Annotated in this window: 13 protein-coding genes and 2 pseudogenes; 6 read left to right on the top strand and 9 right to left on the bottom strand. The window is 53.8% G+C overall.

Annotation, left to right across the window (positions count from 1 at the left end):
- Positions 1 to 37: 37 nt before the first annotated feature.
- From ACP7BS_RS04595 to ACP7BS_RS04570, 6 genes and pseudogenes are all read right to left on the bottom strand, one after another.
- Positions 38 to 514 carry a hypothetical protein gene (locus tag ACP7BS_RS04595; RefSeq protein WP_426236524.1) on the bottom strand — a complete coding sequence of 159 codons (477 nt, stop codon included), beginning with the start codon at positions 512 to 514 and terminating at the stop codon, positions 38 to 40.
- A gap of 130 nt (positions 515 to 644) precedes the next feature.
- Positions 645 to 866 (bottom strand): hypothetical protein, encoded by a 222-nt coding sequence (locus ACP7BS_RS04590; RefSeq protein WP_426236522.1) that lies wholly within the window; start codon positions 864 to 866, stop codon positions 645 to 647.
- Positions 867 to 888: 22 nt separating this feature from the next.
- Positions 889 to 1518 (bottom strand): hypothetical protein, encoded by a 630-nt coding sequence (locus ACP7BS_RS04585; protein ID WP_426236520.1) that lies wholly within the window; start codon positions 1516 to 1518, stop codon positions 889 to 891.
- Between the two features lie 198 nt (positions 1519 to 1716).
- The gene (locus ACP7BS_RS04580) at positions 1717 to 3219 is read right to left on the bottom strand and encodes an AAA family ATPase (protein ID WP_426236518.1); all 1503 of its coding nucleotides are present in this window, start codon (positions 3217 to 3219) and stop codon (positions 1717 to 1719) included.
- A 1435-nt stretch (positions 3220 to 4654) separates the two neighbouring features.
- Positions 4655 to 4991 (bottom strand): annotated as a pseudogene (locus ACP7BS_RS04575) (transposase); the annotation flags it as partial.
- Between the two features lie 19 nt (positions 4992 to 5010).
- Complete coding sequence (locus ACP7BS_RS04570; RefSeq protein ID WP_426236516.1) at positions 5011 to 5406, bottom strand: hypothetical protein; 396 nt, start codon at positions 5404 to 5406, stop codon at positions 5011 to 5013.
- 522 nt (positions 5407 to 5928) lie between these two features.
- Between ACP7BS_RS04570 and ACP7BS_RS04565 the strand changes: the two genes are divergently transcribed.
- The 6 genes and pseudogenes from ACP7BS_RS04565 (at position 5929) to ACP7BS_RS04540 (ending at position 11826) form a co-directional block, all read left to right on the top strand.
- A complete protein-coding gene (locus ACP7BS_RS04565; RefSeq protein ID WP_426236514.1) occupies positions 5929 to 6750 on the top strand; it encodes an SDR family oxidoreductase in 822 nt (273 codons plus the stop codon).
- 9 nt (positions 6751 to 6759) lie between these two features.
- Positions 6760 to 7566 carry a pyrroline-5-carboxylate reductase gene (locus tag ACP7BS_RS04560; protein ID WP_426236513.1) on the top strand — a complete coding sequence of 269 codons (807 nt, stop codon included), beginning with the start codon at positions 6760 to 6762 and terminating at the stop codon, positions 7564 to 7566.
- A 216-nt stretch (positions 7567 to 7782) separates the two neighbouring features.
- Positions 7783 to 8625 (top strand): hypothetical protein, encoded by an 843-nt coding sequence (locus ACP7BS_RS04555; RefSeq protein WP_426236511.1) that lies wholly within the window; start codon positions 7783 to 7785, stop codon positions 8623 to 8625.
- Positions 8622 to 9098, top strand: a complete 477-nt coding sequence (locus tag ACP7BS_RS04550) for a hypothetical protein (RefSeq protein ID WP_426236509.1) — start codon at positions 8622 to 8624, stop codon at positions 9096 to 9098. Before ACP7BS_RS04555 ends, ACP7BS_RS04550 begins: the two co-directional genes overlap by 4 nt.
- A 510-nt stretch (positions 9099 to 9608) precedes the next feature.
- Positions 9609 to 10405 (top strand): annotated as a pseudogene (locus tag ACP7BS_RS04545) (GSU2403 family nucleotidyltransferase fold protein).
- A gap of 575 nt (positions 10406 to 10980) precedes the next feature.
- Positions 10981 to 11826, top strand: a complete 846-nt coding sequence (locus ACP7BS_RS04540) for a hypothetical protein (protein ID WP_426236507.1) — start codon at positions 10981 to 10983, stop codon at positions 11824 to 11826.
- A gap of 72 nt (positions 11827 to 11898) precedes the next feature.
- Here the strand turns inward: ACP7BS_RS04540 and ACP7BS_RS04535 are convergent, their stop codons facing one another.
- The 3 genes from ACP7BS_RS04535 to ACP7BS_RS04525 are packed head-to-tail and all read right to left on the bottom strand — an operon-like array spanning position 11899 to position 16272.
- Positions 11899 to 13473, bottom strand: a complete 1575-nt coding sequence (locus tag ACP7BS_RS04535) for a hypothetical protein (RefSeq protein ID WP_426236505.1) — start codon at positions 13471 to 13473, stop codon at positions 11899 to 11901.
- 1 nt (position 13474) lies between these two features.
- Entirely contained in the window at positions 13475 to 13945 is a 471-nt protein-coding gene (locus ACP7BS_RS04530; protein WP_426236503.1) for a hypothetical protein, read from the bottom strand.
- Positions 13942 to 16272: a hypothetical protein gene (locus ACP7BS_RS04525; protein ID WP_426236501.1), complete on the bottom strand. Its 2331-nt coding sequence runs from the start codon at positions 16270 to 16272 to the stop codon at positions 13942 to 13944. The genes ACP7BS_RS04530 and ACP7BS_RS04525 overlap by 4 nt, the downstream gene beginning before the upstream one ends.
- Positions 16273 to 16678 lie beyond the last annotated feature (406 nt).

Genomic DNA, 16678 nt, shown 5'->3' with positions numbered 1-16678 from the left:
GCCCTTTGCCGGAAACGCGGTAAAGGACGGGAAATCTTTATTCTACCGCCCCGCCCGGTTGGCTCATCACGACCACGGGGCAGCCGGGCGCGTTCTCATCCTTCTTACATTTGTCCGCCATCTCCTTGCCACCTTGGCTGTAATTCGCCGTGGCAATATTTTTGAAAGTTACCGTGACCGTATTCCCACGACTGCCCTCGTTGACGAGCTGGTTCGACACGCTCAATCCCCCCGCACCGCTCGGACCCACTGGTAGCCCAGTTGCCGTTGCACTTCCGCCGGCCGTATTCGTTGCTTTGGCTGCAATCTGAAATTCGACCTTAACCTCATCAACGATCATGCCGACCTTTTTGCGATCAGCCGTCTGCTGCTGGACGCTCTTTAAGCTGTCGGCGACTTCGATTATCGCCCGCTCCAGAGTGATGTCACTGGGCTTCGCGACCTGCCCCGGTGAAGTGCATGCCGTCAGTGATATGCACGTTGCTTGTATCAAAACCATCGTCGTGTAGCGCATCGATAACCCCCATTGATACAACGGATTTTGGCAGGGCCGCACGCCGCAGCGCGTCGGACCGATTTAGAAGTTCAGTCCTGCATGGAAGGCTGGATTTAGCACGCAAATCATATCGTCTTGACCTTCGCAATCAGACGATCAACTTCATATCGCATGCAACGTCGAAAATGAACTTTGGCGCACTGGCACCAATTGTGACGCCCAGGAAGCCGTAGTAGAGCATGAAGTTGGTCACGCTCTCCAACTGATCCTCGGCGATGCCACCGCCCACCAAAATCCGTCTGAGGTGATCCGCGCCGAACGTCTCTCCCTCGATGATGAGGTCGTTTATTGCAGCCAGGCAGTCCCCCAACCACGATCCGTTTCCCAAAATTTCAAGGCCCCAGCAACCAATCGCTCATGGCATTCTGATCCATTGCAACTGCCCGATACAATGCCTTGGACCACCCGTTGATTGGTTCTCCAACCAAAGAACTCTGAATTTTGTGATCGAGCGTTCTTCTGATGGTTTCCTCATTATGCCCCGCCAAGTCCTCCTTCAGAGCGGTTAGACTATTCTGCGCGCGCGTGGCATATCGCTCCTGGAGCCCCAGTCTAGTGAAATGGCGTGTCAACTGCGCTTTCTCATCATCTGGTACATCTGCGTTGTCGTCTATCGAATACTTCGCAACCACGGCTCGAGGCGCGTACCGTAGAGTGACTGTGATGACCGAATTAAGAGAAGTCGGTTCGTACGCAGGGTGTATGAAGAGTCTGTTTTCATCAGGAACTGATTTAAAGTACTTCGACTTCTTTCGGTTGCACGTTGTGCAGATGTAGACCAGGTTTCGACCATGCAACGCGAACTCGGGGAACTCCTCTTTTGGGAGGTAGTGGTCGAGATCGGGATTTGTGTCCAACGTGCAATATGGGCACAAATCGGCGTGTCGGCGTGGTAGCGAGTTCGTCATCTCCGCAAGAAGGCGGTTCATGGCGACGGTGCGGTTTTCGAAGGCGTCGATCAACGCATCCTTCGCGGCCTTCGCAAGACCTATAGGCACGCGAGCATGAACGTTTGGGGAAGCTTCGTCATAGGCTTCGCAAGCAGGAACTATCGTTGCCGAAAGTGGAGTTAGCGTTTGTCGCCTACTAGGTGTAGTCGCGGCAACAAGTCGGTCGTACGACGGCACTCGCTCCGTCGCGTAATGTCCAGTTTTCCGCACTTAGTTCGCCTCGTCTTCTTGCTCGATCTCGCGGGCGAACAGATGAGATTGCGCTGGAATGCCTAGTGGATATGGGAAAAGGCCGGCAACGCCCTGCGCGGAATTGTGGACGTCGAACAAATCGTCGAGTACGTGCTTGAAGTCGCGCTCAGCGCCCGACAAATCCAGAACCTTGCGGGTAAGCTCCCCAAGGTCTTCTCCAAAACTTTCGAAAGAAAGAGGATTGACGGCCGGTCTGTTGAGGTTGTCGCGGGTAACTACCCTTACATACCGACTTGGTATTTGCTGCAGCAGAATGGGAGAATGCGTCGCTATAATTGCGTAGGAATCATATTCCTCAAGAACCCGGGTAAGCGCATCGACTACACTGCTGAGCAGGCCGGGATGCAGGTTCGTCTCCGGCTCGTCAATGAGAAGAAGCGATCCCTGTTCTATGAAGCCCACAATATTGCTAAAGATCGCCGCGACAAGGCGCTGCCCAGCACTCAACTGCTTGACCGCCTGTTTCCGAGTTTGATCATCCTCCGAAGTCAAGGCCGCCGCCTGTTGCTCGTCGAACAATGTCGCGAGGACCGATTCAAGGCGTTCCATTCGATCCGATGCGGCCACTGGCTCTAACGCCTCGGCCAGCATTTTGTCGACTTCGTTGGCATTTATCGTGCCATCGCGCGTTCGCAGCCCACAGTACTTATAGGACGCCCGCGATCGGTACGCGACACCGCGCGGTCGTCGTGTCCTTGTCTCCTTGGGAAGAGGAAACTCATCGAATACATTATAAGAGATGGTGATTACGCGACTGAGCTTGAGATCAGCTGATATCTCCGCCTTAGGCATAGACTTGATCGTTTCCTCATCAAAGACTTCGTCCGCCATGCTTTCGAAAGCAACGCTCGAGAGCAACTGTGTCTTTCCGGTCCCGTTGCGGCCAACAAGAAGCATCGTACGATTTGGAAGGCCGTCCTGACCGGTGAAGTCGAAGGTAACTTCGTGCCGACCCGCAGCTCCCGGGAGCTGCATACTAAAGTCGAAGTTTGGCGGATCGACCTCCACGAATGGAGCTCCGACGTAATAGCCGCCCCGATCCAAGGCATGCCGGGACGATACTTCGCGCATGAAGCTTTTTTCCCAGAGCTCTTGGTTGGTGATAAGAAAGCGGCGCTCGGGGTAGTAAACAATGTCGCCGACCGCCGTCAGATACGCCAGCTGTAATTCAGGAGTAAGGTCCTCAATGCGGCGGTAATAAGCGATTGACTCGCCGAGAGACGCAACGTTGTTGGGTAAACTTTCGAAGAAAGCAGGAGTACTCGCTCGAAACCCGTCGTTGTCCTGCGCAATCTTTACCGGACCTAACTCCACCGCTTCATCGGCGCTGATATGCAAAGTTACGACGAACCGACACCGCCATCCGAAGTCGTTCCAGTTATCTTGGTAGAGACCTGCGAACGGAAAGTTTATTCCGGCCGATACCGGAGGCTTGGCGGCTTTATGTACGACGAATTGCATCTAAGACTCATTTTAAACGTTTCTGGCGGGCAGAATAGCAGCGGCTAACTCAGATCAATAGCCACGCGAGTCGTTCTCCACTGTGACTGTATGTTCGCACAAATACAGCCCTCACGAGAAGATACAACTGCCGCCAAAACAACTTTGAAGACATTTCCCGATAGTATCCTACCCACGATACGAGCAGGATCGCACAAGCGCAGCTCTTGTCATCTCAATTTGAAGAGGACAAGCATGAAGCACTCTGTGCTTGCCCGTTGATAGAGTTCGCCCGAAGACGAGGCTCTGTGGAATATCTCCCCAGCCAATGTTATCGCTTATCTGACAAAGGTTGCGTGGCGGTTGAATCTGGTGTCGAACCGGCAGTTGTGAATGGCGACGAAGGTTTAGAAAACGAGTCGGAGGGGTGAGAGTGGCCTTCAATAGGATCATTAAGAGTCAAGGCTGGCCCGACGCGTCTCAAGGCGAAATAGACTTCCCGGCTGATCGCGCGCCTGAAAACGCGTCCGATCCAGGGTTGGCCCTTCTGCCCACTCTGTTCATGGCTGAGGGCCGCGAGCCAGATGATCTAGCTCGAGTTGGTTCGATGCAGGTGGTTGGAAGATCACACAGTGCCGTGCGAATACGGTATCAATACGACCCCTCGGTGCCCATCATTACTCAAAACCGACTTGAAAGCGTAGCGACGGAGATCGGGCTCTCAGGCCACGGCACTGGCAGGAATCGCTTCGATTGGACACACACTCGCTGGAGCGTACAGGACGGCGACCTATATCGTACGATACTTCGTCTGTTGCTTAATGCCCCTTCGAGCAATGCACCTACCGTCTTCGACGTTTCGACCCCCCCACGCATCGACCCGCTACAGGCCTCAGCCATGATGCCATTCAGCGGCGGCTTTGCCGCCGTTTACGAAGCTATCGTAGGGGCCGTCGGAGCCGTTGGCATGAGATGTAATCGAGCCGACAACATTTGGGAGCACCACACCATTATCCAGGACGTGGTGGCACTGATAGACCGATCGCGGGTCGTGATTTGCGATCTCTCTGGTCGGAACCCTAATGTTTTCTATGAAGCAGGAATATCCCATACCCTTGGACGCGAAGTCATTCTAGTAACTCAGCATCCAGACGACGTGCCCTTCGACTTGCGGCATATTCGGTACATTACATACCTCAACAACGCCGAGGGCCTGGCGCAACTCCAGCGTCAATTGACAGATCGGATGCAGACTATCCTTCGGAACTAGCTTTGGTCAGACATGGAGCGGGAGAGAATTTCAGGCATAGTCGCCAAAAAGGATGACAGCTAAGGGCCGATTTCGTTGAAAAACTCGACGGATTATCCGCTCGCACGCCCTCTTCGGTCTTTTGGGCGGTGCACTATGCTGCGATCTGCCCACGCCTTAGCGGCCGGGTATCGGTCGATGCCGCCCTCAAGCGGCGATGGCACCGCGATGGCGCATCTGAGGCCTGAGTTTGGCCAGCCTCCTCAGGTTCTGTGCAGTTGCGGCAAGCAGGAATTCGTCTCTCGCACCACACGGCCCTCGAAGCCTTAAACGTGCCATCCGCAGAATGCGCTTGAGGTGAGCGAGAGCATTTCGACCTTCTTTCGACATGCCGTGACGGCTCATATTCCGGTGTCTTGGCAATCGCTCGGGCGACATCGCGTGCATCCTCGTTGAGATCGCGCGGTACTTTGCGCATAGGCATGTTCGGGCAGCATCGAGGCTTCAGTTCACACCGATCATAGTCCTTTTTGCTGGCCCGATAAAGCCGGGTAGCCGTGTGTTTAGAGACGGGGCAGCACGACGTCGTCCTTAACTCGCCCATTAAGGGTGCCCCTAGCCGAGATATGGAATGCCTCACGTTGGTTCAGTTCAGAAACCATGCAGTTCTCGATGATGATCAGGGTGATGGCTCGCCCCTGACGATGGGCCGATTCGAGTTCTCGATGTATTCGCCGGAAGCCATCTGGATTGCTGGGCCGATACGCTCGTCCAGTCGCGATCTTGAAGACATTTCGCTCATATTCTCGCATCGGCCGATACTTATGGGTGTAGCGCCCGATATAGCTTCCCACGCCCTCAATTTCCCATTCATAGATTCCGGGCAGAGACAGCGTTGCCCCATCATTCTCGATAAGGGTGTACCAATTTTTGGGGATGTCATCAGCGAGTTTAGACAAAAACGGCTCCAGAGTTTGATTATTGATAACCTAGAACGTCGGGTTTCCGGGTGCAACTCGTTGGCGGCTGATCTATTGCGGCTTGGCTTCATCTGCTGAACCCTCTGCCGAACTCACCCGCGCCTCGCATCTGTCCGCGCCGTCCGCACACATGCGGTCGCAGTTTCCAACAATCCCTCTGCGCACTCGTGCGACGGGCGAGGATGCTTTGAAGCGTCGGACGACTTCCTTACGGTCGAGTTCGCCGTAGAGACGGCATGCTCGGCATTCGACGACAATCAGCGTGCCTTTGAGAGAGCGTAATGTCGGCTTCGGGTTCATGGTCTCTTGGCTTCTCAAAAAAGACTTAATACAGCCTGTCACTTAGCGAGACGACTTAGTGTCCTGATTCATCTAGCATTTCCGTCAGACGATTCCCGGTGGCCGCGCGTCGACACGATTCCTGGCGTCTTGACTCTGACCTTGAATGGGAACAGAAGAAGAACGTAAACCGTTTGGAGGATATGAATCCTTTCCAACGCAATGAAAACGCATGTCCGGCCCTCAGGCATCATAGACGAGCTTCGGGAGCAGATCGCCAAGCTGGAAGGCATGTCCGCCAGAAAGGCGGAATGTCTCCCGTTCGGTATTGCCGAGATCGACGCCAAGCTCCCTGGCGGCGGCTTAGCTTTTGGGGGCCTGCATGAGTTCGCCGGCGGTGGCTCGGGAACCGTGGACGGAGCAGCGGCCGCGCTGATGGTCGCGGGTATTGCCGCGCGGACCAAGGGGAAAATCCTCTGGTGTCTATCGCGACCGGACCTGTTCGCTCCGTCAATCTCACAGGCAGGGTTGCATCCCGATCGCGTGATCTTTGTCGAGGCCGACCGTGAGGAAGATGTGCTGGCCCACTTCGAGGAAGGGCTGGCCTTCGGCGGATTGGGTGCTGTTGTCGGCGAAATAGTTCGGCTGCCTATGATCACGTCGAGACGTTTGCAATTGGCGGCCGAGAAGTCCGGAACGATGGGGCTCGCTCTCCGGCGATGGCGGCGGCAGACGGAAGCCAACGATTATGGCCAGCCAACCGCATCGGTGACCAGATGGAGGATTAGCGTGTTGCCGTCGGAGGAACTCCCGGTGGCGGGAGTGGGGAGGCCGCGCTGGCTAGTGGAACTGATGCGTGTGATGCTCGAGGCTGGGGTTAAGCGCGCAGGCAAGACCATCGCCGATCTGGACAAAATGGTTCCATTTGGGCGTATTGGAAGGCCAGAGGAAGTTGCGGCGCTCGTGGCCTTTCTTGCGTCGAGCGAAGCCGAGTTCATGTGCGGTTCGCTCGTGGAAATCACCGGGGCGCAGCCTGTCGCATAAGGAATGCCGATGACCATCAACCCGAGGAAACTGACGTTAGGCTTCGTCGGAACGGGCACCATCACCGAAGCCGTCGTCACGGGGCTCTGCAAGACGAAGTTCCGTGACACAATGATGGTATTGTCGCCGCGTAGTGAGGAGATCGCCGCGCGGCTCGCCGCGGCTCATGGGAACGTGTCAGTCGCTGCCGGAAATCAGGATGTCGTCGATCGATCTGACCTCGTCTTTATCGCCGTGCGGCCGCAGATTGCCGAGGAAGTCGTGAGCGATCTTCGCTTCCGCCCCGTCCACCATGTAATCAGCTTCGTCGCGGCGACGCCGTTGGATAGGCTACGGCAATGGATCGGTGTGGATGTGCGGCTGAGCCAGGCCATCCCGCTTCCGTTTGTTACCGACCTATTGGGGGCGACGGCCATCCATCCGCCTGACGAGGTCTCGAGCGCCATCTTCTCCGTCCTGGGCACTGCTGTGCAAGTCGAGAGCAAACACAAGTACGATTTGCTCGCTGCGGTCAGCGCTCTCATGGGGACGTATTTTGGGATTCTTGAGATGACGTCGGATTGGCTAGAGAGCCAAGGTATTCCGAAAACCGCTGGCGACGTTTATCTCCGCCAGTTGTTTTCTGGTCTCGATCATGCTGCGCGATCCAGGCCGGACGCCAGTTTTGCCGACCTAGTTGACGAGCACTCGACTAAGGGCGGGTTAAACGAACAACTGCTCAAAGACTTCATGGGCTCCGGCGGAAAGGGCGCGTTGGAGGATGCCCTAGCGCGCGTTCTAGTTCGCATCAATTCTACGGTTGGCGATAATCCCTGACGTCTGCTTTTGGCGCGCTCACCTGACATCCCTTTCCGGCGCAGGGCCTCCGCCTTGAGGGGCATGCCTTTGCCTATGTCAACCACGGCAAAGGCAGATTGGACGACACGCTAAGGAACAAAATGAAATGCCTCTCTATCCCTAAGATCGGCAGAACGAATTTACTCGCCAAATACGCGAATCACATGTCTTATTGCGCCGAGAAGTGAGGGGCGCATGGACAAGAATTTTACATTCCGTTTTTACAATGTCAGCCGATCGAACAATCAGATACCGTCTATGGTATCAATGCTGAAACAAGCCGTTAAAGAGCCTAACAAACAGAAGCGGGAAGTCCAATTAGCGCAAGACTACGTGATCCGACTGGAAAACCTCCACAATGACGGCGCGGACGCTGTGGTAGGGGAGTTTGTCAGATGCCAAGGCACAAACCTTCCTGGTGAGCTCGACGGGGCAACCAGAAAGTCACTCACTGCGAAGAAGCTTGCTCACAGCATTGTATTTCGACTTAATCACGTGAAGGGAATACTTGGCGTGCAACACGATCCTCGCGTTGTTTCGGTCGGTCGCATCCTGGATTATCTATCTTTCTACAACGTAGCTGCTCAATATCGGCTAGACCCGCGCATAAACCCTGATGCATGGAAAAAATTCAACGGCGGTGACACCCGTAAGCTGTCGGTCAGGATCGCAAATCCCGACAGCATGGACGACCTCGGCGGTGACGGAAAAGCGGCATCTCAGGGCATCAAGGCGATGGCAGATGCCTACGATGCACCGTCGATACTCATTGAACTTTCAATGGGTCATCGAAAAGGCTTCTTATCATCTAAAGTGTCCGCATTGGCCGAGTTGTTGGCCACCTCCGTCGGAGCGAAAGCCAGAGTTGACAAGCTGACGGCCGTAACGGTCGTGAACGATGTTTCCGAGGAAATCGACTTGATTGAAGATCGTCAGGTCCTGAAGGACACCCTTTCAATCGATGACCGTGACCCGGATAAAAACTACAAGATTAAAGCTCAATTCCTTTCAACAAGAATGAAGAAGCTTATGGGATGATAGGCATTGTGGAGAAATTCGGACCTATCTCGCTGGCGGCTTTGTCCTGCCTCCTACTGTACTATTTCCGTTCGGAGCTTGTTCAGCTTTCGGTCTCGGAAGACATCAACGTATCTAATATATACTCGTCGGTTTTCGACTGGTCCTCAATTCAGACAGGTTTCCTGTTTGCCATTTTCGGTTTCGTCGCAGGCAAAACGGATGGTTTCATACACCGTATCAAGGACACCCCAGAGATGGGGCTCTTTTTTAGATACACGAAACGCGCTCTTTTTCTCGGCTTCGCTATCACCTTCGCATCCATACCCATGACCGTCACTTCGTTCGACATAGCAAAAGGGGCGAGCTGGAAGTTCCATGTTTTCGCAGCTTGGAGTTTTCTTTCTGTCTGGGGCTTTTTCTCTTTTTTGAGAGTGGCCTACATTTTTGGTGACGTTATCAAGGTGAAAGACGACACGCGAGTTGTAGGCTGACGGCTTACTTGGTTCCTGTCAGAGTACGCAGTTCGAGGTCCGTGACCACGAGGGCGAGCTCCTCGCCTTGGTGTTAAACAGCCGGCCGGCCGATTAGCGAGGTGCGGAATAGCTTTGAGAGTTCTGCCCTTGTCTTGTAGGCAAATATCGACGTTGCCTACAATAGGAACGACGGCTTGAATATGTTGTAGGCAACTGCGGAATTTGCCTGGAACGGATTATGATGAGGTACATCGAAGAGCTTCCGATCTCGGTTCAAACGCCTTACGCGGACCTGGTGCAACGCGCTTGGTCAGGGAACTTGTCTGCGCTCACATCCGGTGGAGGATCGACGTATTCCCGCGAAGTCAAAGGGCGACTTTACTGGTACTGGCAACCTCCGACCGACAAGGACGGCAAACGGCCGTTGGCGCGATATATTGGTCCTGACAACGAGCAGACCCGCGCGCATCTGGAGCAGTTGAATGGTCGCGCGGCGAGTTTACGTGAAAGGCACCATATTGTCCGGGCATGTCGCTCAGCGCGTCTTCCGGTGTCAGACGCAATGTCAGGCGATGTCATGGCGGCGATGGCGGAAGCAGGGGTATTCCGGCTAAGGGCTGCCGTTGTCGGCTCAGTTGCGTTCCAGTCTTACCTGGGATGCTGGGTTGTCATGTCCCTGCATCACTCAGTCGAACAGGCGATTTGGACATCGGGCAATTTCGCTCGATCGCGTTGGCCGTCGAGGACCGCATAGATGGCGATTTGGAATCTGTCCTGAAAAAGGTCGACAAGCGGTTCGAAGGCATCTCGAACCCCATCGACGGACGACAGACCTTGCGATATGCACTCCGCGTGGGTGGTGACGAACGGTTTTCCGTTGATGTCCTGAGACCAATGCGGGGACCCGACACCAGCATGGTCGGCTCGCTACCGGCGCTACGAAGCGATGCGCAATTCCTTCGTTATCTCGATTTCCGCTTTATCAGGAGGTCAACAGCGTCGCGTTGCACGGCGCTGGGATTCCTATCAACGTGCCCGATCCCACAAGGTTTGCGCTCCATAAGCTCATTGTGTCCCAGTTGCGGCGGCAAGATGATCCCCGAAGCGTTGCGAAATCACGCAAAGACCTGAACCAGGCCGAAGCGCTAATCCAGGTCCTAGCACGTCGGCGTCCGGACGATGTGAAAGACCTGTGGCAAGAGCTGTGCGAGCGAGGTGCTTCCTGGCGGGAAAAGGCAATGGCCAGCGTAGTACAAATGCCTCGCGAAATTGCGGTCGCACTTGGAGAAACGGAAGGGGGGGCTGAAAACTCCGGAATTATGTAGCAAACACCACAATCGAGATGAACGGCAATTCCGCAGCTGAAGGTCAGCCGTTGATCAATGGCCACGATTTGCGGACTAGGCAGGTCTGTCGAAGGCGCGAACCTCAGAAATTGATCGAGTGCTAAATGGGCGAAGGCCAGCACAAACCCAGCGAGTTGAACCCAGTTCCAATCGGATGGTCTGCTCGCCAAAGCCAAGAAACAAGAAAACACCAAAGGATGATAGGTACACCCCAGGCAACAATTCCGGGTTCCGACCCTGACCTACGCAATTGCGGGAAACGTAGTCGTGCACTTTGTGGCATTTGCTACATAAGTCCGGATTACTTAAAGGACTGCTCCACGACGAAACAGCAAAGATACCTCACCGCAAAACGCTCCAGAGTAGTGCTACTGAACCTCCAATAATTAAAGACATCGAATGATCACATTCGATAAATAAATAAAGACTTCAATGGGTTATTTGACATATTTCCAAAAGTTTGCTTCCCTTGTCGCGGAAAGAAGCATTCATTCGGGCTTGATGAATGCACGTCACGCTTGGTGAGATCGGGGCGTCTATTGGAAGAAAAGACAATGGAAATACACTCGAAATTCGTCGGGGGTCAGTTGCTTCACGTTACAGGTGATGAGTTTGAAAGGATCGACGGTCGGGGGGATGAAGGCCTCTCGAACATCCTGAACGCCGTGAAACACGCGAACCCAAATCCGATAATTGGCCTTTACCGGGATATCGAAACAAGGCTCATTGGCAATTACGAAATTCGAGCCGAACTCACGCAGGAGGCGCTTGTCGAACTTCGGATACGCGTGCACGAAAATGACTGTTTTCCAGACGGCTTCGATACCGGGACCAACGGTAAGCGATCCCCACCTGGCATCGGTGGTGTGGCCACAACCCGCGATGAGCAGATACGAAAGATTCGACGAGCGCTATCGTTTTTTGACATGTTGGGTCCGTTCGACGCGCTTCTAGCGGCCTGGGATTCGGGTGCAGAAAGTCTTTGCTTCACTGAATTTAGAGCGATGCTTCCCAACTTCCTGGTGGAACTTTTACGAAAAATGGCGGGGTCGCATCCAGCAGTAAGGTCGGACGGCGTCCGCGCCATTTCAGATGAGCGTGAGCTTGTAAGGATTGTGGTGCAGGGGCAGCTGAGCGATCAGGAACCAAAGGCGACTGGTGGGGCGGAAGGTGAGCCAGATGAATATCTTTGCGCCGGTCTCAAGGTTCTTCACGAATATGAGAATATGGACAACCTTGTCCGATATGGCAAAGTTGACGATACTCCGAATGAAAGCGAAGAAATCGCGTTTGTGTGCGGGAGGGTACACTTCGTTGATGACCTCGATCAATTCCTCACTGAATTGATCGAGGTGCGGCGGCTCGGCGGCAACGCAGCCAGTGTTGTGCTGGCGCGGTAGCTCGGGTCCATTTGAATATCGACGAGAGGTTCATCTCCACTGGGCTCTGAAGGGCGTTCGCCCGGCCTGCGGTCATTTGATGACGCGGAGACGCCTTCGCTCGTGGCGAGGAGGCCGGGCAGGTGGCGGATTGATATCTGGATCGGCTACTGCCATCGTCACGACGTCACGAAAAGTCGCGTTTGGACCTGCATTAGTTAAAGCAGAAACGACGCAGCATACGAGTTCAAAGTCGGCTTCAGAAAGCGACCTGCGGTTTCGGCGTAGAAGTTCCATGGCTCTGCGGTAACCATCGACACTCCGCAGGTTCGCTTCCGAATGCGCCTCTAATTGACCAAGATCGACGTAGAATCGTATTGCGGTGCTGGCGTTTGCGTGACCCAGTCTATCCGCCAGCCGGTCCCCGACGTTAGAGGTTGTGTGAGAGGTCAGTACGTAGTCGGATTTTTGAAGCTCCTCGTCCCAAACCTGCAGGGCATCTTTTGTCGCTCCGTAGTGCCTGAGCAAATGACCACTTATTTTGAGGTCCTCATCTTTTGCCGCTCGCTTGATAAGATTCTTGATCGAACGCGTACTGAGCCCGTCTCGTGTCCCGAACGAAAGAAAAACCTTCTCCGATTCTGAATATTCGGGGACGGTGTTCAGCCAGTTCAATACTTGGACAGACCGCACGTCCCAGAATACGTACTGCAGCACGTCACGAAACAGAGGGATTGGAAAGGGGGCCTTGCGAGACTTGTTACCCTTGCCGTCAACGGTTACATAAATATTTGAGCGGCCACGATTTTCCAAGTCGTCGATTTTATCTAGTAGGTAGTTTTGCGACGGGTGGTCTAGCTGACGGACATCGGTGCAGTGAGACATTCCTATTCTGTCTAGCGGCAGTAGGCCAGTGACCAGTAGTGCGTCATTGAAGTCCGAAACCTCTAGGCCACTCACTTCCATAGCGCGCAACATAGCTTCGCTTTCACAGCGTGCGATGATCCAGTCCCGCAGAGATACAAGCCGCATAATGCTGTCTTGGTTGGGAGGCCTCCCGAATTTGCGCCCTGGCGCGTCCTTCTTGTTCCGCATCGAACCGAGTAGTGTCTCAACATCCTTGTCGGTTGGGGCAGGCTTTTTCTTGCGCGTTGCCGGAACAGCCCTTCGTCTCGACCAGCAGGCTTCTGGAGGCCGCTTCTTTCGCACGCGAAGACTGGCGAAAATTGGGTAGTTTCGATTGTCCTTCTCGGTGAAGGGACAATTCGTGAAGTGATGCATCCGTTCTCCGCCACTTTGAAACTGTATAGCAAACCGAGCATAGTAATACAGGTTGAAAACACAATTCAGCTTGTATGAGATTCGGGTTGCTCCGACCCGGTTTCTTTGGCTGACCTTCCATTTACTCATCAATCGGTCTGTTGGGCTGTCCCACGAAATCTTCAAATTATGAAGATATACTAGCCATTCGCGGATGGCGTATATTTCCGTAATTAGGCTGCTTACCGTTATCCTTGTGTTGGAAGCGCGGTATGCAAACACGCGAATGACCGGTTCGCAGAGCGTGCCGTCGGGCCAGTAAAGGATTGGTAAGCCGGGCAAAGCCTCGTGATCCCACAAGAAGTCTGATCCCGCCCATTCGATCAACATATCCGAAGTGGTAATCATCTCAGGGCTTCCGCTGTTTCGCGGCTAGTAATCGTTCTAGCCTATCAATCCGCTCCAAGAAGTCTCGGTTTTGACGTCGCAGCGAAGATATGATGTTTTTAAGCTGAACGATATCTTGCGAAGGTTCTCCCACTTCAAGAGGAGGCTCATCGTTCGAAAACATGTTGTTCAAACTAGTCAGCGCGGCTATGTAGCGGCACATCAATTGCTTGTTATCGCCGTCGATTCTGTCAACCGAGGGTAATGACCACTTCCACATACCTTTGGAAGCGTCCTCGAACACGCGAAGCTTTGGTCTACTCTTCATTGGGATATTGGAGGGGTCAAAAGATAACCGCCCGGCGGCCATATCTTCGAGGTAGGTGATTTTGCGCGTTAGAGACGTAACTGCACGCAGGCCTTTCTCCTTCGGTCTGAGATGGTTGAACTCGTATTCGGTTAACGCGCGGTCCCATCTGCCCAATGGGTTCATGCGACGCTCCTCGCCGCGGCGGCGCGAGCCTTGAATTCCGCAAGTTTCGCGCTTGCGAACTCTTTGGATACCGGTGACGAAGCCCCCATGACTGCTCTTTCCAGCTTTGCTTCCCTAGCATCCAGAATTTGTTCGTCGTCAGTGAAGCAGGAGCAGTGTTCGCACCTGAGACAAACGTAGGTATTGGTAAACGCAAAATCGCGACTCAGAGAAGATGGAAGTTGAGGGACCTCCTTTGCAGCTTCATGCGCTAACCTCAACAATTCGCACTCCGCGAGTTTAACTTGATCAGGGTTGTTTGGATCGCAGAGACAATGGACGCCAGCGCCCGGCACCGCCTCCATGAAAAGTCTATATGCTGCCTCTTTCGCTACTTGGGCGAAGGCTTTGCGGGATTCGTCAGGGCTGTTTGATCGCTGTCCATGTCTGATTTGAACCTGGACGGTCTCATTAAGCTTGGCTACAAATGCGCGGAGGCTCCGACCGCCTTTGCCGAATGGACGTTCGTTACCGTCCCACATCGCTATAAGCCGAGAAGCAATCGCGTTGCTCTGGTGATCTCGGGCGGCATCCGCACGATCCTCCAACTCAATCAGCTGCCGCTTGGCTAGCTCAACAAATTCTCTGTCGTCATCGGTGAGCTGGAAAAGTTGTTGTCGAGCACGGAGTTCCTCCCTCAACTCGGACATCATACCAGGTAGGACGTGGTTGATGTAAATCCTGGTCATCTCAGGATCATCGTGGCGATAGAACCGGCTTAAAGCTTCGTACGATTTGAGGACAAAACCGTTGTAGTAAATTATCCCGAAACCGCGCCGCAATTGATGGGAGGAGATGTCCCAACTCGTACAGCCGGTTGGGGGGGCGAGCTTATTGAAATTCACGAAGTCGTCTAAGCGCAGTCCGTAACGGGTGCATAAAGTCTCTTTTTCTTTCCCTGCGGGCGCAATGATCTCAAAGAGCCAATGTTCGCCTGATTTTGACCGTGCGTTTCTACTCAACTCCTCCATGATCGCGACGGGATGTTTTATGAGACTCGGAACTGGCACGTCGTCGTAATGCCGAAGCGTTTTTTCAATGTATATAGATAGGAATAACGCATTGCCGGAACCACTCAAGCATCCTGCTATAAGGTTTGTTATTTCTCCAATACGGCGGGCTGCAAATCCTCCAATCAAGATTATACACGCAGAGATAAGATGCTTGATCGCAAGGGAGATAATGATCCTCCCATGCAAGGGCGTCTTGGCTCGCCAGGATAGGTTTATAAGAGGCGCTCCCTCAGGCCGAATCGCGTCCAGTTGTTTCTCAAGATCGGATTTCAGTTTTTTTCGTGTCTTGGAACTACGCAGGCCCAACTCAGTCGAGAGCATCCTGAAGGCGGTCAATATGTATGTCGAGTAATCCAACACCCATTTGGACGCGAGGTCCAACAAACGTATGAAGTCCTCCGGAAGTAACGTCGCAGTACGCCCACCGTCTCTCGCGATATCGAATGCGCACGCCGACCTAGACATTTGCTTGAATGGATGGACCAGGACGGGGTTGAACCAAGCTTCGCCGGTCTGAGTGCCTTCGTAGGCCCATTCCAGCGGGTGCAAAAGGTGAAGCGCTGTTGTCACCGATACGCCTGTCTCGGTTCGCTGTCTCGCAGCGATGATATCAGACGATTTGATGAAACCGTTGGACAGCAGATGCACGCGCTCGGCGAGATGTATGCGGAAGTCATAGGAACGTGTGAGAACGGCGTTGGTTACGCCGAAATGCTCGCTCAATTTGTCCCAATCAAATTTGCCGCGGGCCGTAACAAGCGAGATTGAGCCATTGTCAACTTCTTCCACTAAGCGATCGAGCCAATCCTCGTATGGGACGAGTTCAATCAGGTCACCGCGTGCAATATCCTTTCGGTACTGCCGGAGCGTTTCTTCGTCGTGATCGCGGTTGTTCTCGATTCCCCGAGACATGCGGTTCCGAGTGTACCAGTCGAAATACTCGCACGACTTCACCACCCCGTTCGGTGCGTTACCTCTCTTCAGCAGAGCCAAACAGAAGAGTTTCTTGGCTAGTCGATCGTGGAGTAGGTTGCTCAGACGAACGCCGCCGTGGGCGACGACGGTGTCGAAGTCTACAATGCCCCCGTTGCCGACCAGCTTCCGGCGCGATCGGGGGTTTTCGATTAGCCATTGTGAATGAAGCAAGTTGCGTTTTTCGTCTCGGCTCCATTCAGATGCGCTGTTTGGCCGGGTCGCCACGATTGCCGGCGGAATGAACTCGCTTTGCAGCGTCCGTTCGTAGTCATTTGTTGTCAAACTGACACGGAGATTCATTGGGAAGACCTCAATCTAGCATTGGAGGCAGGGTGATTTCGCCTGAGCGAAGTCGCCTCGAAATCTGTCTTGCTACGCGGAAGTATTCTGCCATCCCTGTATGAGCCAAGATTTTGCGGCCAAAAAACTTCACGGCTGCGAGCTGGCCTAAGCCTTGGATGAGCCACCTCCGACGTTCATGTCGATGATATTCCATTCTTAGCGACAGATGACTGAGATACAGCTCACCTAATGTGTATTCATCGGCGGTGAATTTTACCTCGAACGAGTACCGTCTAGTTAGGGGATGTAATGGCCCCATAAAAATCCGGACACGATCTCCCACTTAACAAGTGTGCGAGGTAATGTGCCCATTATGACTAGTCACAATCCGAAGATAGAAGTCCTGCCCGGTCCTGAGCGCCGC

This window comes from Pararhizobium sp. DWP1-1-3 (assembly GCF_049896125.1).
Lineage (GTDB): Bacteria > Pseudomonadota > Alphaproteobacteria > Rhizobiales > Rhizobiaceae > Pararhizobium.
This window is presented reverse-complemented; position numbering and strand designations above follow the sequence as displayed.